Annotated in this window: 11 protein-coding genes and 7 pseudogenes; 7 read left to right on the forward strand and 11 right to left on the reverse strand. The window is 58.3% G+C overall.

The genetic code is table 11. From position 1 onward, the window contains the following. The first annotated feature begins 972 nt into the window (after window positions 1-972). The 3 genes from ACH79_RS39890 (at window position 973) to ACH79_RS39895 (ending at window position 4420) form a co-directional block, all read left to right on the forward strand. The gene (locus tag ACH79_RS39890; protein ID WP_161853322.1) at window positions 973-2064 is read left to right on the forward strand and encodes an IS5 family transposase; all 1092 of its coding nucleotides are present in this window, start codon (window positions 973-975) and stop codon (window positions 2062-2064) included. Between the two features lie 479 nt (window positions 2065-2543). Continuing rightward, window positions 2544-2708: a hypothetical protein gene (locus ACH79_RS43455; protein WP_202639130.1), complete on the forward strand. Its 165-nt coding sequence runs from the start codon at window positions 2544-2546 to the stop codon at window positions 2706-2708. Window positions 2709-3346: 638 nt separating this feature from the next. Further along, entirely contained in the window at window positions 3347-4420 is a 1074-nt protein-coding gene (locus tag ACH79_RS39895) for a hypothetical protein (RefSeq protein ID WP_202639131.1), read from the forward strand. A 32-nt stretch (window positions 4421-4452) separates the two neighbouring features. Here the strand turns inward: ACH79_RS39895 and ACH79_RS45385 are convergent. The 6 genes and pseudogenes from ACH79_RS45385 to ACH79_RS39910 all read right to left on the reverse strand — a co-directional run bounded on the left by ACH79_RS45385 (window position 4453) and on the right by ACH79_RS39910 (window position 11147). Continuing rightward, a pseudogene (locus ACH79_RS45385) lies at window positions 4453-4996 on the reverse strand (hypothetical protein). Window positions 4997-5186: 190 nt separating this feature from the next. Then, on the reverse strand, window positions 5187-5453 hold the full coding sequence (locus tag ACH79_RS44910; RefSeq protein ID WP_202639133.1) for a beta-L-arabinofuranosidase domain-containing protein: 267 nt from the start codon (window positions 5451-5453) through the stop codon (window positions 5187-5189). Between the two features lie 222 nt (window positions 5454-5675). Continuing rightward, window positions 5676-5807, reverse strand: a pseudogene (locus ACH79_RS45390) (hypothetical protein); the annotation flags it as partial. A gap of 291 nt (window positions 5808-6098) precedes the next feature. Further along, a complete protein-coding gene (locus ACH79_RS43480) occupies window positions 6099-6266 on the reverse strand; it encodes a hypothetical protein (protein WP_202639134.1) in 168 nt (55 codons plus the stop codon). A 324-nt stretch (window positions 6267-6590) separates the two neighbouring features. Then, window positions 6591-8687, reverse strand: coding sequence for a prolyl oligopeptidase family protein (locus ACH79_RS39905; RefSeq protein WP_161855659.1), 2097 nt, complete (start codon window positions 8685-8687; stop codon window positions 6591-6593). A gap of 1218 nt (window positions 8688-9905) precedes the next feature. Next, window positions 9906-11147, reverse strand: a complete 1242-nt coding sequence (locus ACH79_RS39910; protein WP_161855660.1) for a cytochrome P450 — start codon at window positions 11145-11147, stop codon at window positions 9906-9908. Window positions 11148-12518: 1371 nt separating this feature from the next. Between ACH79_RS39910 and cysD the strand changes: the two genes are divergently transcribed. The 3 genes and pseudogenes from cysD to ACH79_RS39925 form a co-directional block, all read left to right on the forward strand. Beyond that, window positions 12519-13418 (forward strand): sulfate adenylyltransferase subunit CysD, encoded by a 900-nt coding sequence (cysD, locus tag ACH79_RS39915; protein WP_161855661.1) that lies wholly within the window; start codon window positions 12519-12521, stop codon window positions 13416-13418. Beyond that, window positions 13418-15303, forward strand: a pseudogene (cysN, locus tag ACH79_RS39920) (sulfate adenylyltransferase subunit CysN). Before cysD ends, cysN begins: the two are co-directional and overlap by 1 nt. Window positions 15304-15367: 64 nt before the next feature. Then, window positions 15368-15574, forward strand: a pseudogene (locus tag ACH79_RS39925) (transposase); the annotation flags it as partial. Between the two features lie 211 nt (window positions 15575-15785). On the opposite strand, the pseudogene ACH79_RS39930 reads toward ACH79_RS39925, so the two are convergent. Both ACH79_RS39930 and ACH79_RS39935 read right to left on the reverse strand, forming a co-directional pair. Next, window positions 15786-16814: pseudogene (locus tag ACH79_RS39930) on the reverse strand (group II intron reverse transcriptase/maturase). A 575-nt stretch (window positions 16815-17389) separates the two neighbouring features. Further along, on the reverse strand, window positions 17390-17848 hold the full coding sequence (locus ACH79_RS39935) for a group II intron maturase-specific domain-containing protein (RefSeq protein ID WP_202639135.1): 459 nt from the start codon (window positions 17846-17848) through the stop codon (window positions 17390-17392). A gap of 489 nt (window positions 17849-18337) precedes the next feature. Between ACH79_RS39935 and ACH79_RS39940 the strand changes: the two are divergent. Beyond that, a pseudogene (locus ACH79_RS39940) lies at window positions 18338-18524 on the forward strand (IS5/IS1182 family transposase); the annotation flags it as partial. A gap of 2 nt (window positions 18525-18526) precedes the next feature. Here ACH79_RS39940 and ACH79_RS39945 read toward each other — a convergent pair. The 3 genes and pseudogenes from ACH79_RS39945 to ACH79_RS39955 form a co-directional block, all read right to left on the reverse strand. Continuing rightward, a pseudogene (locus ACH79_RS39945) lies at window positions 18527-18795 on the reverse strand (IS5/IS1182 family transposase); the annotation flags it as partial. A 65-nt stretch (window positions 18796-18860) separates the two neighbouring features. Further along, the gene (locus ACH79_RS39950; RefSeq protein ID WP_161855662.1) at window positions 18861-19220 is read right to left on the reverse strand and encodes a hypothetical protein; all 360 of its coding nucleotides are present in this window, start codon (window positions 19218-19220) and stop codon (window positions 18861-18863) included. 65 nt (window positions 19221-19285) lie between these two features. After that, window positions 19286-23803, reverse strand: coding sequence for a Ulp1 family isopeptidase (locus tag ACH79_RS39955; protein ID WP_246738325.1), 4518 nt, complete (start codon window positions 23801-23803; stop codon window positions 19286-19288). Between the last annotated feature and the right edge of the window lie 525 nt (window positions 23804-24328).

The raw sequence follows: 24328 nt of genomic DNA on the forward strand, positions 1-24328 counted from the left end.
AAGGCATGCCTTGCTGAGAAGATCTTAATTTTGGCCGCAGGGGGTGAATCGGATCCAACTATCTTGGCGCGTGTAGCGGTGCGGACAGTGCAGGAATCCTGTCGTAGCTGCTACGGATGTGAAGGATGGTGACCTGCGCGCAACATCTTGCGTATCGCGCGGGCACTTGAACTGCTGCACTGGCGGCCGAAGGCTGAATGATCCTTGCCGCAATAGCGATGGTGTGATTTCCTGGGTCCTCAAGGTCGCTTTGGTCTTGGGTACGGGGCCTTAAAGTTCAAATCGTGTCCTGCCGGCAGAATTTCAAAGCTCGTCATCAACAATATGCACGCGAGTGCTGGCGACAGAAGATCTCACTGTCAGGTGGGTTCTGCCGCATTGATTGATCAGCGACGCAGTCCTCCCGCATTCGCGCCGATTAAACCGCTCTTGCAAGTTCGAAGCCTCTTAGTGGATTACCATCCATGTCGAACCAAAATTGTCGGATAGCTCGCGGCTGGCTTGACGCCGACCAATCGCCCTCCCCTGCCCGCGTCCGGCAGCTGGGTATGTGCAGGTGAAAGTCCTGCGGGAGACGGCGAAACAGAATCGGGTCGCTGCGTGACACATGCCTCTGAACCGCTATCGGGTGGGACGATTCCGGACGACGTACGGCCGGTTTGGCGGCGTCCAGATCGGCGCAGAGTCGGATCGTCACGCAACTTGCGCTGTGTGCGCATTCAGATTAACCAGTGACTGAAGACCGCTGTAGATGTCTGGCGACCCCGATTTCCAGTGAGTCCAAGACATCCGGTCTTCCTACGTCCATTGGCCTTGCGGTCTGACGGCAGTCGCCGTCTGGAGCACCACCTTCTCATTTAGGAGCGCTAGCTTTCGAGAAGTTGACTAGCAGGCTGCTGAAAAAGTCGTTTTGCGAGGCGATCGGAGTGTGATTCTGTGCATGTGGTTGATTCCTTTCGACTGAGGATCGGGATGCGCGGCGAAGATGAGCATGCGGAACGCCTTTTCAGCTACGTGCGGCTGGAGACACGGATCCCTACGGACCATCCGCTGCGAGCGATCCGGGAGCTTGTTGACGCGGCGCTGAAGGATTTGTCGCGATCGTTCGATCGACTGTATGCGCGCGAAGGACGGCCGTCGATCCCGCCGGAGCGGCTGTTGCGAGCGCTGCTGCTGCAGGCGTTCTACACGGTGCGCTCGGAACGGCAGCTGATGGAGCAACTCGACTACAACCTGCTATTTCGCTGGTTCGTCGGCCTGTCTGCGGACGATACGGTGTGGGACGCGACCGTGTTCTGCAAGAACAGGGACCGCCTGCTCGACGGTGATATCGCGGCGAAGTTTTTCGCGAGCGTTCTCAACCTTCCGCAAGTGAGCAAGCTGCTGTCCAGCGAGCACTTCTCCGTCGACGGCACGTTGATCGAGGCCTGGGCCAGCATGAAGAGTTTTGTGCCGAAGGATGGCGATGGCAGACCGCCGGCGGCCAAGGGCAGTGGCGGGCGCAACGCCGAGCGCGACTTCCATGGCGAGAAGCGCAAGAATGACACGCATTCTTCGAACACTGACCCGGATGCCAGGCTGTTCCGCAAAGGCGCCGGCAAGGAGGCCAAGCTCTGTCACATGGGTCATCTGATGACGGAGAACCGCAACGGGCTGATCGTCGATGCGCGACTGACCGAGGCCAACGGCACCGCGGAGCGGACCACCGCGCTCGACATGATCGAGGATAATGCCAAGCCTGGCAGCACGGTGGGCGGTGACAAGAACTACGACACTGCCGACTTCGTCGCAGGCTGTCGTGAGCGCGGCTGCACCCCGCATGTCTCCCAGAACAATGCCAATCGCCGCTCGGCGATCGATGCGCGCACCACCCGTCATCCCGGCTATCGCATCAGCACGATCAAGCGCAAGCGGATCGAGGAGCCGTTCGGCTGGATCAAGACCGTTGGCGGGCTGCGCAAGACACGCCATCGCGGCCGAGGATTGGTCGAGTGGTTCTTCGTATTGACCGCGACCGCCTACAACCTCGTTCGCATCCCGAAAATTCTGGCAACGACGGCATGAGTCTGTCTGGAGCATCGAAAATGAAGCAAAATCGCCTCCGAGACACCGCCTACGGCGTCGTTCAGACCTCGGAAGTCGCCGCATCCTCGCGCCGATCAAGAAAATCGCTCCTGCAATCAGCTTTTTCAGCAGCCTGCTAGAACAATCAGCGTGAGCCAATATGTACCGCGGCGCATCGGTGAACTGGAGGCTGCTGCGCCGAGACGGCACCGGTCATTGCCGACGCCCGGTGCATCCACCGTTTTTCAAACTTTGCGAAGAATCGGACACAAACGGCGCCGCTTTATCAGCTTTGAGACCAATGTCTAAAAATTGACGCTACGTACACCCAGTACGAAGCTGTAGAACCTCGAGTTTTCAAATCGGCACGCTGCTTGCTTCGTTCATGCAAGACGACACATGAGGGGGGCGGTGATGGGGCGGACTTTGCACGTGCTCGGTAGCGTCCGGTGGCCCCGCCCTTCGAATGCGCTGTTTCGGTGACCATAGTCGTCAAGAATTTGCTCGCGCGCAAACAGAAGCTCATGGAGCAACTGGGCGTCACCGAAGACGCTGACGAGCGAGCCAAGATCGGACGTCAACTTCGGCAGATTAAGACCGCACTGGCATTTTTGGAGAAGACTGAGCCCAAGATCGAGGAATGACCATTGAATAATGACGCAGCGATAATGGCGGGGATCCATTGGACACGATGCACTTCATTGTGCTCGACCGGCGGAGTTCCCTCAGAACCCTTCAAGCGAGCACCTCAACCAAGGGGCAATCGGCAAAGCCCCGCGACGAAATCGTTTGCGGCGCACTATCATCGCCCAACTGAGCGCGCGTAGAGAAAAGTCAACATTCCAGGCCTGGAGCGAAGCAAATTTCCAGTGGAGAAAAGGTCACCGGCCGCTGGATTTCAATCCGCGGATCTTCTCCGCATCGTTTTACAATGCCGCATTGCCCGTCCGCTGCTTGCGCTGCGGCTGAGCTCGATAGATCTTGCGGGTGCCTGGGCACAGGCGCCACAGCGAGCCACGACGCCGAGCGCGACTGGAGACGAGAGAGTCCTCTCGCCCGCACGGCTCTGACATCATGTGGTGGTGCTGTTGCGGGCTGAGGGTGGACCCGCGCCGCCGATGCAGGTTCGTGGGGCGCTCTCCTCCGCAGTGATGGCAGCTGAGCGAGAAGCGGTCGAAAAGTTTGGGCGTCAGTGGCATTGCTTCTCTGACTTGTCAGCTTCTCGAAAGCCGCTCCCCCTTATAAAAAGAAGATCTGATGACCTATGCTCGCGGGGAACATAATGAATATCGATACACCGAACACGGCAGAAGACTCCGCTCAAGCTTACGGTCTCCTGCGGCAGCATCAACGGGCGCCGGAACAGCCGTGCGACCTGAGCGGACAAACCAGGTCACCAGCACACCCGGCTGCGGGCCAAGCGAAATTTGAGCAGCAGCTAAGTGACGTTCGGCCAATCCACCAAACGTCTGATTCAGCCACCGCTTTGACAGATTCCGAAGTTGGATCGCCCTCGATCATGAAGAAAGGCACTCTGGGATGCGCTATCCAGGGAAGCGAACGGTGCCCAGCCCTATCGTTCATCCGAGGGCGCGCCGAACTTGCCGCATCACTGGCCGGAGCGAACGTTGAGGCGCTCAGGAACGAGATCAGGCTGGCTGAGCAGCGAACAGCACAGTGGCCGAGAACAACCGGATATTCCGCGGGCAGTATCGATGGCGACCGCATTCTCGAGGAGGTGTTGGCATCATCGTATCTGCCGCTACATCGTTTTCAGAACGAGGAAATCGATTGCGAGCCGCTCCTAGATAACGAGGTGAGTGCCATCGCGCATGTGCGTTCCTTAGCGGATTTGCGTGCTCACGCTAGCCCGCATGTTGCTAAGGCCGCTATCTGCTCGGACGACGAAAGGGAGGACGAAATTGATATGGCGCGCCTCGCTGCATTGCACACCCAAGGCGTTACAGAGAGTGCTTTTGTGTCATTGTGCGAGGACCCCTCACGACTGCTCCTTTCAAGGGACGAGACCGAGCACGGCGCAAAGGCAATTGCAGAGAACGCTAAGAAGTTACACACCTACACGGTACCGAGTGTCACCGCTTGGCCGACCAAAAAAATCAACGGCATTTTAGAGCGCGGTCATGCTCCTGGAGATGAGGAATTGCGAGTTTGGATGAGGGGAATACCGACCGAGGAGACCGAGGTCTTGTTTCTGGGCGGCAATCTAGCTGAGTATCGGACAGCCAGCGTAGATAATCCGAACACGGCTGGCGCACTGCAAGATGGTCCGCCCGTCAAGAAAGCAAGGGTGAGCTCCGATGCGGGGACGATACGGCATCATCACGGCCAAACTTGATCGCAGGTTGACGCGCCACTCAGGCGTTCGCGTCAAAGCTCATTGATACAAATCCGCATTTCGCCTTCGCCGCGGTTAGCCCAGCTGAACCACGGAATGAATGTCAGCCGCTGCGGTTGTAGCTGTCCTGCCAATTTGTCCTAATGATAAAGCGCGCTTTCTTCAGAATGCGTGTGTTGCAACCGGGCCCCAGGAAGCCACACGTTGTGTAACTCGGTCCCGTTGTCGGCCTCTTCGAGACAACAAATCAAAGGGCCACGCTGGATAGCCACCTTGCACGCTAAATTGCGAAGTTGCGGATGGCCGTATATGCGGCGTACTTCCCTCGGCAGCGATAGTTTGACCCGATCTCCCTGCCGCCACGTGCGGTGAATATGCAAATAGCCCTTGCGCGACTCGCAATTGACAGGTTCGCCGTTCAGGGTCGTCTCCGGCGCTGCACCATTCCGGCAGGCGCAGGGCGAGCGTGTGGACGATTGGCTGTGTAGATTCCACACCGATTTCCACCTCGTCTCTCCAAGGATAGTTGCCGCTCATGAGCAACTGCAGCGTATGCCCGCCGACCGATACCGCCACTCTGTTGCCAATATAGAGATTGATATAGAGCGCGTCGGAGCATGGCGCATAGATGTAATGACCAATTGATGTGAAAATGCGTGCGATGTTCGGCGGACATCAGGCGCAGCCAAACCAGCGTTGCCGCACCGCCGTGACATGACTGTAGATGCCATCTGACCGCAGCGGTTTGGGATGAACATCGAGCGGGTTAATATAGAAATCGGGTTAACATAGAAATAGTGCGCTCATCGAAAGCGATGCTGCCCAGGACCGTATTGTATAAGGCGCGCTCCATCACGTCGGCATAGCGACTGTCCACTTCCATCGCCAGCATACGGCTCGCGAACATCATCAGGCCAATCGACCCGCAACTTTCCGCGTACGCTGTATTGATCGGCAGATCGTAATCACTGCTGAACGCTTCGCCGAAGCTTTGCGAGCCGATACCGCCGGTGACATAGATCTGGCGCTGCACCATGTTTTGCCATACCGCAGGCAAGCCTGGCGTTGCTGCTGGTTCTGGCGCAGACGCGCCAAATGAGCGACCGCAGTCATGAGGTATACAAACCGTACCGCATGACCGGTTGCGGTCCGCTGTTCCGAACTGGCAGGTGCGCCTGGCTATAGGCTTTATTTTCTACCAAACAGGGCCTGCCAGATGGTCTGACGTGGCAAGATGGCCGGCGTTTCTCGTATTCTATGTCATCGAAGTGCGGCTCTGTGCCGCGTTGCTCCACGAATAATTGGCTGGCGTCAGATATCGCTGCTCCTGCGTCACTTCGTAGAGGCGCGTCAGTGCAAGTTCAATTTCTGGATGGCCATCATAGCCGTGTAACTGACCGCGGTCTGGGCCGAAAACTGTGTCGAGGTGTTCAGCAACCTTGCAAACGAATCCAGCAGGCGTCGTTTGCCAGTAGCCAGAAAGAAAGCGATACCCGCTTCATCAAGTGCCCGGCACAATAAAGCTCATGGCATTCGGCTAGGTTGCTCCAGCGGTCCTGAGGCGCCTTCGCATGAAATAGGTGTTGAGATAGCCATCGCCGCATTGGGCGGCCGCAATCAATTCAATCAGCTCATCGGCGGCTTTCTCCAGGTCCGGATTGGGTATCTGGCACAGCGACTAAGCAACCGCTTCTAGCCATTTTGCCACATCACTGTCCTGAAAAACCGGGCCGTAGAACTCTCCCTTCGCACGTCCGGCGGCAATACGGAAGTTCTCTACCGCGTGGATCGGTGTCGTTTCGGGATGGCGGTCGTTCAGCGCGTCACATTGATAGGGAATCGCCACTTCCCTCACTAAGTGCTGGCATTTCCCAATCAGCGGATCCGAGACTTGTAGGTGTGAAGATTGACTTCGGCGACATCGCGCTGATTCATCTTGTTTCTCCTTTGTGGGGCGAACGGGCGCCTAGCTCAGCCAAGCCGGCTCGCCATGATCGTTGTTGAGGTTGCAGCCTCGAAATTGGCGGCTGCGCAACCAAATGGCTGCCCCCTGCCGCTGGACGGCGTAGGCCTCAGAAAGGGCTGGTCAAGCTGAGCTTCTTTCCAATCGCCTACCGCTGAAATGTTATGCAACAATCGCGCCGGAGGTTGTCGGATAACAAACGCCGGCCTAAGCCTCGCCGTCAAGCCAGCCGATCTTGCACTTCAGGAATCGAAAGCCCAGCACCTCGAAGCCGGCGCGCTCCCTGTTGTCCCGGCCGTAACCATGGCCGCCAGCCGCCGGCTCGTAGAAATAGGCCTCGTAGCCCATCGCCTGGAGTTTCGCGGCCATTTTTCGCGCGTGTCCGGGATGAACACGATCGTCCCGCCGCGTAGTGGCAATCAGGATCGGCGGGTATTTTTGGCCGCGCTTGGCGGCATGATACGCGGAATAGGTCTTGAGCCACTCCCAGTCGTCGAGCTTGTCAGGGTCCCCATATTCTGCAATCCAGCTTGCTCCTGCCAGAAGCTTGGTGTAGCGGCGCATGTCGATCAGCGGGATCGTGCAGAACAGCGCGCCGAAGCGTTCCGGATAGCGCGTCAGCATATTGGTGATGAGGATGCCGCCGTTCGATCCTCCCTGGGCTGCGATCCGCTTCGGCACCGTCACCCCACGACGCACGAGATCGGCGGCAACGGCAGCGAAGTCGTCGTGCGACAATTTCTTACCACCGAGCCGGCCGGCATCGTGCCAGCGCGTACCGAACTCGCCGCCGCCGCGTAAATTCGCCTGCACCGTGGTGCCGCCGCGCTCGAGCCAAAGCTTGCCAAGCGCTGAATTGTAGTACGGCCTCACGGAGATCCCAAAGCCGCCGTAGCCGCTCATATAGACGGGCGCATCGCCCGTCTCGTCGGCCGGACCGGTCTGTACATAGGGGATGCGCTCTCCATCAATCGAAATGGCCTCGTGTTGGGTGACCACCAGCCCATCCGCGCTAAAGGTCTTGGGCGCCTGCTTGAGCACGGTCGGACTGGCGACGTTATTCTCGATCAGCATAAGCGAAGCTGGCGTGAGCGGATCCTGGCTCCCGGCGAGCAGGTCGCCATTGTCTTCTGATGGATCGCAATCAAGGGGCCGGAGGTCGACGACCCCGCTGTCGGGAAGCCCGCGCAGCTGCGCGCGGCTCCAACCCTTGTCGGATGGCGTGCAGATCTCGAAGAACGGCCGCAGTTCGTTGAGAATGGAAAGCACAAGCTTGCCGGCACTCCAAAAGAAACCCTGCAGAGCGCGGCGGGGGCCTGGTTCGAAAAGAACCTCGAACTGACGGTTGCCTTCAAGGAATGCCGCCAACGAGATGACGAGCACCGTATCGGCGACATAGGTCCGCCCCGCCACAGACCAGGACTCGCGCGGCTTGATGGCAAGCCAATCGCGATGGGGGAGCATCCAGATGTTGCTTGGCAGATTGATTTTGGTCTTGGGACCGGATTCGTCACCGAGCCAGATGGCAAAATTGAAGGCGTCCACCCCATCGACGAACCACATTCTCGGCGGCGCAACGGTGTGGTCAACATTGCAACCGACTCCGACATGATCGGCTGCGATTTTAAAGATCGCTGGCGCTTGATCCGCCTTCGTACCGCGCCGCCACAGTCTCACCGTGCGCGCATAGCCGGAGGTCGTCGCCATGCGCTGCCCATGCGAGCTCGACAGCGCCAGCGTATCGGGATCGAGCCATTCGACCGCTCCCTTGGCTTCCGGCAAGACGAAGCCATCACTGACAAACGCCTTCGCGTCTGTATCGAACTCACGCAAGGTGACGGCATCGCTGCCGCCGCGCGACAGACTCAAAATCGTCCGTCTATGATCCCCGGCCAGTGAGGCCGTCCCGTTCAGAAGCCAGTCTTGGCCTTCGCTGTTAGCGAGCTGATCGATGTCGAGCAGAACTTCCCACGACGGCTTCGGCGTACGAAATTCTTCCAGAGTAGTTCGTCGCCAAAGGCCGCGTGGATTATTGGCATCCTTCCAGAGATTGTAGAGATAGTCGCCGCACCGGCTGACACAGGGGATATTGTCCGGTCGGTCATAAATCGAGGTCAGCGCATCGCGATCCCGCTCGAATGCGGCGCCGCCTAACACCTGCAGAGTATTGCTATTCTGCCGCTCGACAAATTTCAGCGCCCGTGCGCCTTCGATCTGTTCCAACCACAGATAGGGATCATCGTCTGGAGCGGAAAGCGTGGGCTTTCCAACCCGCGACTTTGTCGTCGCTCTTGCTTTGACCAAACTTCACTCCATCCCTGGCAATGACGCGCAATCCTGAAAAGGCGTTGCATTAAAGCTTTTAGTATGTTGCATCCAACCTCCTTGATTCGGTCGCCGCGCGGGTTCCTTGATGCTGTTGCCATGTGTCCGCCAGTTCCATCAATTGCTGAATTTGGTAGTTGATTGGGCGCGCTCTGACGCATCTGGCCAATCCTCCACACTTCCAACTGAAGCCGCTGGTGGCAACTTTCATCTTCCATGCGAGCTTGGCGTTCCTTGCCGAGCAAGACGGCATTGCCGAGCGGCCTAAGCGACACCGTAGACGATAACGCTGCTGCAAAGCGCCGCTGCGGACCGATTCAGACGCCAAATGCTGTCAGCTTCGGGCTGCCCGCGCATCTGCCTCCGAGCAAAACCATCGTTCGCCTGAGAGCCAGATAATCCGAGTTTGAGTATCATACTCCTGCCCCGATGAGTGATAGATGCGCTCGCCCGTGCTCTTGCTGATATTGCCCTTTATCGGACACCCGACGAGGATGGGCCCCACACTCCGTCACGGCGATAATGCTGCCAAAGATTGCCAATCCGATTGCTGTGGGGACGATAGCTCGGGACTTTGGACGTCGGCGCGCATCTTGCCCCGGCCGAGATGCGTTCTATCGAACTCCTATCGAGGTCGCCCCGGCACGCATGGGCACACGTGTGTTTGGCTATCGTACAATCGTTCAAAAACCGTGCAGCATTGGCGATCGGAAAATGCGTGGCTTGTCAAAGTTGTTCGTAGGTCGCGGGTTAGAAACCGAAGCTCAGATCCAGGAAGCAATTCGGCTTTCCCCACGCGACAACAGAACCTATCGGTGGATGTCGAATATCGGACTAGCAAAGCAGCTTCTTGGCGCGGATAATGAAGCAATCCTTTTGTTTCACCGGTGCATTGAGGCAAACCGCAGCTACGCCATCGGACACTTTATGTCGGCTGCTTCACTCGTCGCTATAGGTTCTCTGGAGCAAGCGAGGGCTGCCACGCGTGCAGGAGTGGCGGTAGATCCAACTTTTATCGTCTCTCGGTCGCGGAGATGCAAACGATCGGTCTACGAGCGCAGCATTTTCAATGAAAAATGAGTTCTGCATAGCGGCGCGAAGACCAAACCCTCATTTTCGACGAAAGCTATCCGCTCATTCAGATCGGGCGCAGAAAAACCTCATCTTCATGGTCTGACGGCCAAAGCGCATCACAGCCTAAGCTTTAATCCGCACAGGAAGAGCGGAATAACCGTGCACAAAGTTAGACGCAATTCGATCGGGTTCGCCGACAACCTCGACTTCGAGCCGCGCGTTCAAGACTTCTTCCCAGAGGATTTTCAGCTGCAGTTCGGCAAGATGTCGACCAAGGCAGCGATGGATGCCGAATCCGAACGAGAGATGCTGCCGGACGTTCTTGCGGTCGATCAGAAATCTGTCGGCGTTCTCGATGGCCTCTTCGTCGCGGTTACCAGAGATGTACCACATGACGACCTTGTCGCCCTTCCTGATTTGTTTCCCACCTACGACTATATCGGTCGCGGCGTTGCGGCGCATATGTGCGATGGGAGTCTGATACCGAATAATTTCGGACACCGCGCTCGATACCAGCTCAGGATTATCGCGTAGTTTGCGCAGTTCGGAGGGGTGCTGGTTCATGAACAGGAGGCCCCCGGTAATCGAATTACGCGTGGTGTCATTTCCCCCAACGATCAGCAGAATCAGATTCCCGAGAAACTCGCCCGGCTCCATGTGTCGAGTTGCAGGCGAGTGCGCCATCATGGAAATCAGGTCCATGCGTGGCTCGGCATTGATGCGCTCGTTCCAAAGCCGCGTGAAATACTCCAGGCACTCGGACAAGATCGTGCTTCGCTTATCCCAGCTGTCGATCGCGTGGCCCGTTTTCGGGATTGCAACAGCTACGTCTGACCAATAGGTCAAGAGCCGCCGATCCTCGAATGGAAAGTCGAAGAGCGTGGCCAGCATCTGCGTTGTCAACTCGATGGAGACCATGTCGACCCAATTGAAGTCATGATTGCGCGGCAGGCTGCCCAGAATCGTCTTGACCCGTCGGCGGATCAAGCTTTCGAGCTTAATCAGGTTTTCCGGTGCGACGATCGGGCTTACAGTATGGCGCTGCTCGCCATGTTTGGGAGGACCCATCTTGATGAAACTCTGAGTCCAGTGCTTGTCAGGCACGTCGACAATAGCGACACCCTGCTCCGACGAGAACGCTTTGTGATTTGTATCTACCGCTACGATATCTCGGTATTTCGTTACGGACCAATATGGACCATAAGGGCTGGCTTGACAGTAGTGAACGGGATCTTCCATTCGCAACCGCTCGAAGTAGCCCCATATGCTATCATCCTGAAAGCGCTTGGCTTCGCTTACATCCAGATTGCTCAGCGAGATCTCACACACATCATCGGTTCTCAAGTCCGCCAATCGCGCTTTCATGACCAGATTGTTGTCTCTTGAGATATACGGATCTGGTCGCGATTCATGGTTCGAGCTGCCGTGTGGGTTGCGCGGGTCGTTGCTCGAACAGAGTATCTCAAAGTGCAGGCAGCCTCCCCTACCACATCCAATAGTAAGGATCGCATTGACTTTGCAAATCGATCTGCTCCAGTGGATGGATGAGAGCTGGCACTGCTACCCAGGCATCGCGCAATGGCAGGTGTATCGCCGCTGCGTTGTCAACGAGACCTAATGTAACCGCAGCTTCCAACTTCTTTGAAATGACCAAACGTGGCGTCTTTGGCTCCTCACAGCAGGCCGCACGATCGTGCAGTGACAACCACCAAAAGCCTCGTCGTCTTCGACGCGTGCGGTTGCGCCGTTCCGTCGACAAACACCAACTTGTTCTTCCAACACAGCAACAAGCCTGCGACCATCCATCATCCTGACTAGCCAGTTGAATTTAGGCGCGGCAGGACGCCTCCGCGGACGATCGGCACGACGGCTGCAACGCTCGATCACCTACTCCATCGCCTCCATATGGTCCGGACCGTTCGCGACGGCTATCGCCTGCGCGACCAAACAAGAACACTCCACCGCCGCGATCGGGAGAGAACAGAATGTCGCGTTTGGGGGGCCAAATGCTGTTCCGCGTCGCCAGATTCCGGAACCATCTCCGCAGGTCCTTCTAGCGCTAGGCAACCGAGCGCAGCTATCTCATCCGGCAGGAAAGAAACAAGGCAGCGCCGCCACGTTTACGCTCGAACATCTCAGTCCGCAGAGGAGAACACGCTCTAGAGAACTCGGGCATATCAGGATGGCTATCAACCTTTGTCGTCGCTCTAAGAGATGTTCTCATTTGTAAGCCGAGCACCAACCGAGGCGTACGGGGCCAGCTTGTTCGATGCTCTACGCAAGCAGCATTGCGGGCGCGGGGCGACAAGTGTCGCTCACGTCGCGTAGGCATTTACTACCAATAAACCTCCGTATAATTTTCCCAACCTTTTTATGCCGGCCCGTTCATCTTCGTACAGTTGAGCCAATCCTCGACTTGGCCTTAGCTTTGCGAGCAAGCGAAAGCGGCTGATCCTGGCAGCTCAAGAACTCGAGCACACCGTCATTATTGGTCTTGTTGAGGAGGGAATGCCCTCGGCTGGATCGGTCTATGGCGCCAGCTCCCAGTCGTAACACCAAAGCGGGGATGGACGGAGACGCGGTGCAAGATACCCCTGACTAGCACCGATATGCAGCAAAGCGGCTTCCGGTCGTGCGGTCCTGCTTGCTGCTGCGGCAGGATTATCGGACCCCAAGCGGAAGCGCTGCGCCAAACGGCATCTAACGAACAACGATTCTGTATCAAAGAAGAACCATATGCTGCCGAAACATCTGTGTCGCCTCGAGGCTGAGTCGATCGAGATCATGCGTGAGGTAGTCGCCGGGTTCAAGAATCCGGTTATGCTCTACTCGATCGGTAAAGACTCGAGTGTCATGCTGCACGTCGCAATCAAGGCGTTCTATCCCGCGAAGTTGCCGTTTCCCCTCCTTCACGTCGATACGACCTGGAAATTCCGCGAGATGATCACTTTCCGGAATGAGACGGCCAAGCGGCTAGGCGTCGAACTCATCGTCCATGTGAACAAGGAGGGCCTTGAGCGCGGGATTAACCCAATCGATTCCGGCTCAGCTCTTCATACTCGGGTGATGAAAACCGATGCCCTGAAGCAGGCGCTCGATCTCTATCAGTTCGATGCTGCGTTTGGTGGAGCGCGACGTGACGAGGAAAAGAGCCGCGCGAAAGAACGGATCTTCTCCTTCCGTTCAGCCGGGCACGTGTGGGATCCCCGCAACCAGCGGCCGGAGCTCTGGAACCTCTTCAACACCCAACTCCTCCAGGGCGAAACCATGCGTGTATTCGCAATGTCGAACTGGACCGAGCTCGACATCTGGGAATACATCATGCTCGAGAAGATCCCGGTCGTCCCGCTCTACTTCGCAAAGCCAAGACCCGTGGTGCGGCGAAGCGGCGCAACGATCATGGTCGACGACAAACGATTGCGTCTTCAATCCAACGAGACGCCGGAGATGCGCATGATCCGTTTTCGCACGCTGGGATGCTATCCGCTGAGCGGGGCCATCGACTCCGACGCGACCACAATTGAGGACATTGTCGCGGAAATGCACACTGCGACCGTATCTGAGCGCCAGGGACGCTTGATCGATACCGATGAAGCCGCTTCGATGGAGAAGAAGAAGTGGGAAGGTTACTTTTGATGCCTTCCAAGGCAACAATCGACCGTGTCCAGGCCGGCAAGGACCAGCTGCGGTTCATCACCTGTGGTTCGGTAGACGACGGAAAGTCGACGCTGATCGGACGGCTATTGCATGATAGCAAGGTGATTTACGAGGATCAGCTCGCTGCGCTGGCACGCGACAGCGCCAAGCACGGCACCACCGGCAATGATGTTGATTTTGCTCTGCTAGTTGACGGGCTTGAAGCTGAACGGGAACAAGGCATCACGATCGATGTGGCCTATCGCTTTTTTACCACCCTGCGCCGATCGTTCATGGTGGCAGACACGCCCGGCCACGAGCAGTACACCCGCAACATGGCAACTGGCGCCTCGAACGCCCAGCTCGCCATCATTCTGATCGATGCCCGCAAAGGCGTGTTGGTCCAGACCAAGCGTCACTCCTTCATCTGCTCGCTGCTAGGCATCCGCCATGTGGTGCTGGCAGTGAACAAAATCGACCTAGTCACGTACAACAAGGAGAGATTTGATCGGATCGTCGGCGATTATATGGCCTTTGCTGCCGGTCTTGGCTTCACCTCGGTCGTTCCGATCCCGATCTCCGCCCGGTACGGCGACAACGTCATCAACCAGTCCGATAAGACCAAGTGGTACCACGGCCCGTGCCTGCTCGACTATTTGGAGAGAATCGATATTCAATCCGACGTCGCGAGCCAGGTTTTCCGCTTTCCGGTTCAGTGGGTGAATCGGCCCAATCTGGACTTCCGCGGTTATGCCGGCTCAGTGGCCTCCGGAAGCATCTCGGCGGGAGATGAGATTGTTGTCGCAGCGTCTGGACGGACCACGCGCGTCAAGCGAATCGTGACCCAGGACGGCGATCTTCCCCGCGCCGACGCTGGCGATGCCGTCACCATTACCCTCGAAGACGAGATCGATATCAGCCGTGGCGATCTTCTGGCGCGGCCGAACGAGCGACCTGAGGTCACCGACCAGTTCGCGGCTCATCTGATCTGGATGGACAACGAACCGCTCGTTGCTGGACGCAATTACATCCTTCGCATTGGAACTCGGACCGGAGTCGCCGGTAGCATTACCGCGATCAAGCATCGGATCGACGTCGACACACGTGAGCACCTGGCAGCCAGGAAGCTTAGCCTCAACGAGATCGGCTTCTGCAATGTCGCGACGGCACTGCCCGTGGCCTTCGATCCGTACCAGGTCAATCGCAAGACCGGATCGTTCATTGTCATTGACCGCTTTACCAATCGCACCGTTGGCGCCGGCATGATTGCGTTCCCGCTGCGGCGGGCTACCAATATTGCTCGGCAACCGCTTTCAGTGGGAAAGAGCGAGCGGCCGCCCTGAAGAATCAAAAGCCTTGCATCATCTGGTTCACCGGCCTGTCCGGTGCCGGCAAGTCGACAATCGCCAACATCGTCGATCAAAAGCTGTTCGCAATGTCGTGTCACACCATGCTGCTGGACGGCGACAACGTGCGGCATGGGTTGAACCGAGACCTCGGTTTCTCCGAGGCCGATCGTGTCGAGAATATTCGACGTGTCGGCGAAGTCGCCAAGTTGATGGCCGACGGTGGCCTGATCGTGATTTGCTCGTTCATCTCGCCCTACAGAGCGGAGCGAGACATGGTGCGGAACCTGGTTGCTAAGGAGGAGTTCATCGAAATCTTTGTCGACACGCCCCTTGAAGAATGCGTGCGGCGCGATCCTAAGGGTCTCTATTCGAAGGCGAAGTCTGGCAAGATCAAGAACTTCACGGGTATCGATGCACCCTACGAAATACCGATGAGACCCGATTTTCATCTCAGGACCATGGATCAGACGCCTGAGCAACTTGCGGAGGCCGTCATAGATGTCCTGAAGGTGCGCGCAATCGTCCACGGTCACTAGGGTCTGTACCTAATTAATGAACTCTGATTCCTTTGCGCTGACTTGATTCGGCGCGGGGGATGCGATGCGTAAGGGACTGTTCTGGCTCAACGACAAGCAGTGGGCTCGGATTGAGCCGCATTTGCCGACGAACCAGACCGGATCGGACCGCGATGACGATCGCCGTATCATCAGCGGTATCGTTCACATGCTTCAATGCGGCGCACGTTGGCGCGATTGTCCGCCCGACTATGGTCCCTACACAACGATCTACAATCGGTTCAATCGTTGGGTAGAGTCGAGATGTGGCGCGGTGGCGGTAGGCTGAACATATCTGTTTGCCGCCTCTTTCGTCTGGCGGTGCCTTAGTGGTTCACCCTTGGCTCCGTTTCCACATCCCGCTCATCGTACCGGACAGGCAGATTTGGCGAGTAGGCCGGTGGAATCTCACCGCCGGCCTCTCATAGATCCCAGCGTGAGACTCTCGCCTCACTGGGCTCCCATCAGGCGAACGAGCCGCGTATGCCGATCTTCCAGTGTGCGAACAACCCGGAACGTTCTCGAGATAGTCGTTCGAGAACGCGGCCGGCCTTGGCCTTACGACCCATAAAGCGTTTGAACTTCCGCATCATCCAAGCCTCGATTGTCTGATTGACGTATCGAAGGATTGGCCCCAGAGCCGCCCGCGTGAATCGACCGTAATACTCAATCCACCCCCGCAGGAGTGGATTGAGCTGCCGAGCGATGTCAGCCATTGACACATGGGTCCGTCTTCGGAGGTTCAAATCCCGGATTGCCGCCCGCATAGACTTCAGCGCCGAAGCGCTGACCCCAGGTAGAAAACTGCAGAACACCGAGGCGTCTTGCGAGTTCTTTGCCCGTCGCGGCCGGAAGCAGTAGCCAAGGAAGTCAAACTAGACGTTCGAATAGCTCCCCTTCCGCCGGCTGTCCTTACAGTAGACAATCCTGGTTTTGGTGGGGTGCATCTCAAGCCGGCATTCCGCCAGGCGAGGTTCGATGTAGAGCAGCGCCCACTTGCACGTCACGTGCTTCCGGACAGCCCGTAGCAAAAGTTCGTGGTCGATGTTGTCGAACAGACCTTTGATGTCGAACTCGAGAACCCAGTCGTATTTCCAGCACCGCTTGCGCGTGACGCCGATAGCATCGAGTGCCGATTTTCCCGGCCGATAGCCATAGGAGTCTGCCAAAAATATTGGGTCCAAGTCCGGCTCAATGAGTTGTTTGACAACCATCTGGGCCACTCGATCCGCTAAGGTTGGCACACCTAAAATCCGCTGGCCTCCAGCCTTTTTGGGAATGGAGACGGCGCGCACCGGTGGCGGAAAGTAGCTTCCCGAGCTCATCCGATTCCACAGCTTGTAGAGATTGTTCTGCAAGTCGGAGTCGAACTGCTCGATCGTCTGTCCATCCACACCGGCCGAACCCGCATTGGATTTGACCGCTTTGTAAGCCTCGTACACACGTTTCTTATCGATATGAAACGGCTTGTTTGTCGTGATCGTCGTCGTCATCCTGTTTCCAGTTGGTACGTCAATACGATTTGTCCTGACCCGACCCCTTTGCTCCGGCCCGATTACGGGGCCTTCACCGCTCGTACGGGTCGGTCCGCCCCAGGCCCTGGCTTCGGTACTCTCGCCTCGCAGTTTTGGCCGCTTCAGCTTCTCCCTTGGCATCCAGGGACTGGTTCCTGCAGTTCCACACGAAAGCCTGCATCCGCTTCACGCCCCCTATACGCCGACTGCTATCTGTCCAGTACCCAGGTAACCGACAGATTTATCCCAGAGGATGCGAGCGCCTCCGGTTTTGGCAGTGTCTAAAGCCTTTCGGCGCGTCACCGAGGGTTTGCTCACGCTCGTCTCTCGAATGCTCACCTGCCCGAATTCCATTCGGACTTTTGATCCAACGCTCACCACCACGCCTTTTGAACGCAGCAGCTTGGACTGGTTTGGGACCTGCTCCTGAAAGCCGATCCCGAGGGGCCCACCCTCATCTTTCGCGCAGCTTATCCCCACGGTCAGTTGTTCATTGCAAACTCCCTTCCGTGTGCATCTGCAGCACACCCCGCATCCGGCTCTCGGACAAGACTTCAAGCCTTCGCCCACGGCATGTCGCGCCCAAGCGCGGTTAAGCGTACGAGCCCGAAGTACCCGTAGAGGTGCGAGAGTGGATAGGTCCCGCCCCTGCGTCGCCTGACCTTGTGCTTGAAGCGCAACCACAGGCGCAACCGCACAGCCGCGTAGTTGTCGAGCGCCCGATACGCTTTGGTGACGGTGCCTACATTGAAGTAGTTCGCCCATCCGCGCAGCGTGCGGTTCAACTGGCCTACGAGCTCCGTGGTCTCTTGCCAAGTTCCTGATGGGGCGGTGAGCGCGCGAACGCTTTCGATCACGCGTTTGATGCTCTTGCGCGATGGCCGGTACCCCAGGCGCGCCTGGCCGGTTTTCGCTGAGTACATCCGCCCGAACGTGTAACCCAGGAAGTCGAACTCTCCTTCCGGTACCTTGCAGATTCGTGTCTTCTCCTCGTTGACCATCAGCTTCAGCATTCCCATGATCCTGCGCAGTTGTCGCAAGGCCTCTTCAGCTTTGCCCCGCCTGCACAAGATTACGAGATCGTCGGCGTAGGTCCCGGCCTGTCCCTCGCGGGCGTCCGGTTAATCATCCCTGACCACGTCGTGGGGCCTCCCGTGTTGCGTACGCTTTCCTTGTGTACATGCCGTCGCCACTACCCCGGCACAGCGACTGGAGGTATTGCTTCGCTCACGCCGTCCCAGTCGTGTCAGCCTTCCTCATATATGGCCGTCGGGTCGGCCTGTGCATCGTCCTTTTCGAGGCTTGCTCGGCGTTCACTTGCGTTACGGCCTGCACACTCGCGCGGTCACCGTATATCGTGACACGCTATCCGAAGGCTTCAGCCACTTCGTCACCTCCATAGCTGCTCCGGTTGCTTCCGGCTGGAGCGTTTGCCGGGTGGGACTTGCACCCACTGGAAAGCGCCGCCTTATCACGGCGCACGCCAAGCGCGGACATTGGCAGGCATCTTCGAAGCGCTTGCCCGCGATGGCGACTCCACCTCGATCAAAGGGCATCGCTCGGCGAGCGACGAAAAGGGGGGAGCACAAACAGGCGGTCGGCCGCTCGCGTGGCGGACGGACCACGAAAATCCACGCGCTGAGCGATCCTGATTGCAGGCCTTGCGCATTTCACCTCGTTCCGGGACAAGCGGACTTGAGATGGCCGATGACCGGCTCGACGGCGGAACGCCTTCGCAGCTCGCGCTTGATCTGTGGCGTCACCCGCCCCTTCTGCCCTGAGGTGAACACCCTGAACTTGTAATCGGGTGGGGCATTGTGGCCGCGATAGTGTCGGCGAGGAGGCGCTCGAGGGTGATGCCGATGAGGGCCTCCATATCCGGAATGACGGTTGCGAGCGTATGCCCGTCATAGGGGGTGCCGGGCAGCGCCTTCACGTGGGTCACGAATTGACCGCCTTTGAACGCCATCATGCGGCGGCTCTTGTAGAGACGACCGCGGAAAGAACCATGAACCCGGCAGTGGATCAGGTTTGTCTATCGGGGTTGACACCGTGCCCGCGATTAAAGAACGAAGACTCATTCATATAATAATGCGGCGCGCGCTGGCGCGACCCGCCCGACTGTGCCCTTACACGACGGTTTACAATCGTTTCAATCACTGCTGCGGCGCTCGACGATGGCGCTGCAATCTTCTCGGCTGCCATCTGCGCTGCGGTCTTAGCTTGCGCCGCGGTCTCCTCCACGTTGGCGAGCTTTAGCTCGAGCTGCTCCAGCAATGCGCCTTGCTCGGAGGACTGTCCGAACTGCTCGTGCCGGAGCTTTTTGATCGTGAGTTTGAGCTTCTCGATCAGCAAGGCCCCCTGGGCTTCGGCTTCCGCGGCCAAACAGGCCGCTCGCTCGGGCGAGCCCCCCGGTGTAGTGTCCGGGAGAGCCGCTCCAGCCAGCTCCATTAGCCCAAGCCGGGATGAGCCAGTCGACTCTGGAGGGACCGCCGATTGGCGACGAGGTTGTCAAGGTGCAGCGGCTCGTGCGCTGGCCGCTCTCCTTGGGCCAATCGTCGAACCAGCGCCCGCGTGCCGTCCACCACAAAGACGCCGCAATCATAGCTGTTCCGTTGCTGGGCCATGCTGGGTGACTCCAGGCGGGCGCGCAGCCGTCGTGCGAGCTGCGCTGCCGCCTCGTGGTTGTGTCCCCGGACAGAGTCGTAGTGATAGGCAACCGACTCTCCTCGCGTGTGGCGATCAAGGAGCAGCAGCGACCAATGCGTGCCGAGGCGATTAGGATCCATAGCGTCGTTCACTGGCAGGAACAGGAAGTCGGCCGTATCATTACCATTTGGATCGTAGACGATGCGCTGGAACGCGCGGAGCATGTCGGGTTCGGCGCCGAAGCGCAGTTGATAGTGAGCTATCAGGGGGTCCACGAACTGCGTCAGGGCGGCGAGTTCCGGACGGCCCCGCCGCAACTCCTCCGCCAGGAGCTCGTAATCCCTGTGGATATGCTTGTCGCCCAGCCATTCCTTGGCGCCGAGCTCTAGTCCACTGCGGCCGTGGGAGGAGGCGGTCGGATCCAAAGCCCCGATCTGAGCATCGGCGGATGTGCGCGGGAAAGGCGCATAACGAGCATCATCACGCAGCTCCTGCAGCGTGGGCGGATCTAGATCAATCACCTGCGGTCTGGGCGCATCCCGACCAACAAATGATACAGGACCAGCGTAGGTGTCCGAGCGACCCCTGGCAGGATGGGCTGGCGCAAAGTGAGCATCGTCGCGCAACTCGGACGGCGTTGGCGCATTCAGATCAACGAATGGCTCAAGACCAGCGTAGGTGTCTGAGCGAACCCTGGCAGGAGCGGCTGGCGCAAAGTGAGCATCGTCGCGCAACTCGGACGGCGTTGGCGCATTCAGATCAACAAATGGCTCAAGACCAGCGTAGGTGTCTGAGCGAACCCTGGCACGAGCGGCTGACGCAAAGTGAGCATCGTCGCGCAACTCGGACGGCGGTGGCGCATTCAGATCAACAAATGGCTCAAGACCAGCGTAGGTGTCTGAGCGAACCCTGGCACGAGCGGCTGGCGCAAAGTGAGCATCGTCGCGCAACTCGGACGGCGGTGGCGCATTCAGATCAACAAATGGCTCAAGACCATCGTAGGTGTCTGAGCGAACCCTGGCACGAGCGGCTGACGCAAAGTGAGCATCGTCGCGCAACTCGGACGGCGGTGGCGCATTCAGATCAACAAATGGCTCACGCCTGCCCTTAGCATTTGACGCGGGCCTGGATGGTGATCCTGGTTCTTGCCGCTGTTCACTCAACCAAACCCAAGCTCCAGCGCTTCGGCTGGCCGGCGTTGAGGGAAGATCCTGCGAAGAGCCGGAAAACCGATCGCCCTGCGCGTCCGGCGAGCTCGGCTGCTCAGGGCCTCGCAGCCCCAGCTCTCGGTTCGCCTCGATGAGTTTCAAGTAGCTGCGAAGATGCGACAAATCGGGACCGTGTACTCTGCCTCCAGTCCGTTGGAATGCTACCACGTCATCGTCGAGGGATAACTGCTGCCTGCTGGAGCCGTTTAGTCGCCCAATAATGCTCCCTTTGCCATTCCCTCTAAGCCACGCACTCAGCGCGCGAAGACGTGTCGCCCGCTGTTGCGCAGACTGCCTCAGCTTCGCAGTCGGGGTTTTAAGATCTTTCAGGGCTTGGCTCAGCGCGCCCTCGATGAGGGGCGCATCTTCTGGATGAGGAACGTGGTGACGGGGGGCACCGAGAACGCGGGGTTCGGGTGCTTCGACTTCTTCCCCCCCACGTAGCAGCCGCCTGAGAACGTCCACAGCCGATCTAATGCGGTTCTGAGTGTCACGGCCCAAGCTCCTGTACTTCGCCATTTCCTCATCGAGCGATGAACCGTCTCGCAGCCGAGAAGCTACAGGGCCCCTATGACTTGCGTTGACCCAGCGGACAAAAGTCCTAAGCCCGGAAACACTGTTGTTGATGGCCCCTGGGGTGAGCTTGCGCCGCTCGGCGTCTACACGAAACATCGCCAAGAGCTCCGCGTCTTCGGCCGGAAGCTGCTCGCCGATCAGCTCGTCCGGCGACGACACCGGAGCTTGCCTCTGCGATGGTGACGCCGCCAGTTGATGGGATGGGGTCTGCATCAGCTGCCGCTCAACCGCGTCGCCCTGCGGAGGCGGCGAGGAGCTGGGTCCGTCCATCGTCTCCAAAAGCAGATCCTGCTGGTTCGCAGGCAGAGTCTCCGGCCAGCTGACAGCTCCGTTCGACCCGCTGTGCTGCGCAGTCGCGGTGAGGGTCGGCTTCGTCTCGGCGCGAACCGCGTCTTCGAGATCAGGAAGGGGGCGAATATGACGCAGGAGTTCGATCGCTCTAGCCCCCGCCGGCGACCTCAGGAGATGAGCCAGTGCGGCTCCGGCTTTTCTGCGGCCATGGGGGTCCGCCTCCTTATACCGACTGACATCTTCATCCAGCGAGTCGTGGCCAAGCCGAGCAGCAATGCCGGGCTTATCGTTTTCACGGAGGTAATCACTGAAATCGATAAGAAGAGTTGCATAGCTCCTGGCGGTGTTGGCAGTGCTTGGGGCTGCTTCTTCCTTGTACCTTTTGATGAGATCCGCATCCTGCGGATAGGGATTCCGCTCAACCCGGCTTGCAAACGGCGTGATGCCGCCCGGCGATTGGGAGGCTCGAAGATGATCCAGTGGGGTAGCGATGGCCTGCTCCTCCTTCTCGGCGAACTCCTGGGCATCCTTGTCCAGCGACTTGTCGTAAAGCCGGGAAGCAATGCCCGGCTTGTCGTTCTTCACGAGCCAATGCCCCAAGCTGAGAAGACCACGTAGATTGCGGCCGACCGTGCTCTCGGAGGCCCCAGCCTTGATGAGTGCCGGCCTCAGCCCCTCAATAAGAGAGGCATCTTCGCAATAAACAGGATCCAGGCTGCTACCTGCGAAAACCAATTTTGCATGGCCGGGCGGTAGCGCCGAGGCATTCAGCATCGTTCCACCGCCTTGACCGTGCGGAGGCGGCGTAGATGGGTGTCCGCTCGCCCGCATGATGGGAATCTGCTCGCCTGGCACGAGGATGTTGCGGTAACGTTCATCCGTCAGCTCGTCGTCCTGGTGGCGCCAGTTCACGGGATTAGGAGACTCTGTAGGATTCAATGCCAGGCCATGCCGCGGTGGCTGAAGACACGACGATGCACCGGCTTCGTCGACCGTCCCAAAGAATAAATCTTGATCATCCCCCTCAGCGAGTGCCGCTGGCCAACTGAAGGCGGGCTGCGAGCCGCCCTGCTTAGCCGCGGCCTCAATGCCCCCTGCCCGGGCAGTGATTGACGCGACTCCGCCCGGCGACTGAGAGGCGCGGAGACGATCTAGTGCGGTAAGAACGAGGTGCCTGCGACTTTGATCGAAGATCGCAGCGTCGCTGCTGAGCGATTCGTCGTTAAGCCGAGCAGCCACTCCCGGCTTGTTTTTTGCAAAGAGCCACCGGCTGAATCTGCGAAGAGGACCAACATAATTCGTCTTAGCGGTGATCTCCTCGTACCCAGCCTTAACGAGTGCTTCTTGAAGTCCGGAAATCAAGGGCGCGTCTTCGGGATGAAAAGGCGGACCGTTGAGTTTTCTCGCTCCATTACGGAGATGATCAAGTGCCGCGCCGATACTTTTGTTACCCCCGGCGTCCTTGTAGCGCTGGATCTCTTCATTGAGCGGTTCGTCCTCGTTCCATGTCTCGTCCTGAAGCCGAACAGCAATGCCAGGCTTGTTGTTTGCCCGAAGGTAGTGGCTGAAATCCGTGAGAATAGATGCATAGGTTTTGGCGGTACTTGAAGTTCCGGCCGCCACTGCTTGCTTTCTGTATTCTTTGATGAGAGTTCCGTCCTTGGGATAAGGAGTCAGGTCAGGGCGGCCTGCGATCGGTACGACTCCTCCCGTCAATTGAGAGGTCCGCAGATGAGCTAGTGCCCAAGGGACGTTCGCCATCCCACCTTTGGTTATGAACTCCTCGACATCCTTGTCCATCGACTCGTCATGAAGCCGATCAGCAATGCACGGCTTGTCGTTTGCAAAGAGCCAGCGGCTCAAGCTGAGCAGATAACCGACGTTGCTCGTGGCGGTGCTCTCGGCGGCTCCACCCCTGAGGAGCGCCTGCTTAAGGCCGGAAATAAGGCGCGCATCCTTAGCATAGAGCGGCTCCTTGCTGCGACCGACCAAGACCCAATTTGACTGAGCGGTCTGCAGCGCTGCGGCGCCCAGCACCGCCTCATCGTTTCCGGCATGCGCCTCAGATCGCGATGCCTCCGCTTGATGGGCGCGGACCTGCATGAGCACGGGAGCAGACGGGACAGCGATCTCGCTCAGCTGCTGCTCAAAGGCCGCCGCATCTGTGGACGGAGCTGGTGAGCTCTCTTGCGGGCCCGCGGTGCCCGATTGTTGACGCACCCAGTTGGTGGATTGGAACTTCATTCGTTCTCACTTTCGGAATATAGGCCAATTTGAAGCCTGAGTGATTTGCCACGGACTCGACTCGGCAGCATCGAACCCAGCAGAAAACTACCGTGAACGCCCCAAAATGCCCCGTCCAAGCACCCCCGACCGCGCGCTCCAGTATTCTTGCAGCGATCGCCAGCTATGATCGCCTCTGGAGACCCTACTCTTCTATGTGCGATAGCTGTCGAGAACCTGACGCGGAGCCGCCGACTTGCTGCAGCGGACACGCAGGCTGCCCCCATGGCCGGAAATCGATAAAGAACCTCGCGAAGAACGGTTCTGTGGGCTTTCCTGAGCCTTGTTGTATAATGAAGAACGGCCCCATGGGGCGATCGGCAATCGACCCGATTTTGCTGCAAAACCGCGATGGCGCCACCAGCCCGCCAACGTGTTTAGAGTCGTAAAACTCTAGTTTCGAGTGGTCCAAAGTTCGGTCTCGCTGCAGAACTACCGAGACTCTAACTGCCGCTGGATGAAAGAGTTTAGTGGCAGGTCAGCGGT

Source organism: Bradyrhizobium sp. CCBAU 051011 (assembly GCF_009930815.1).
GTDB lineage: Bacteria > Pseudomonadota > Alphaproteobacteria > Rhizobiales > Xanthobacteraceae > Bradyrhizobium.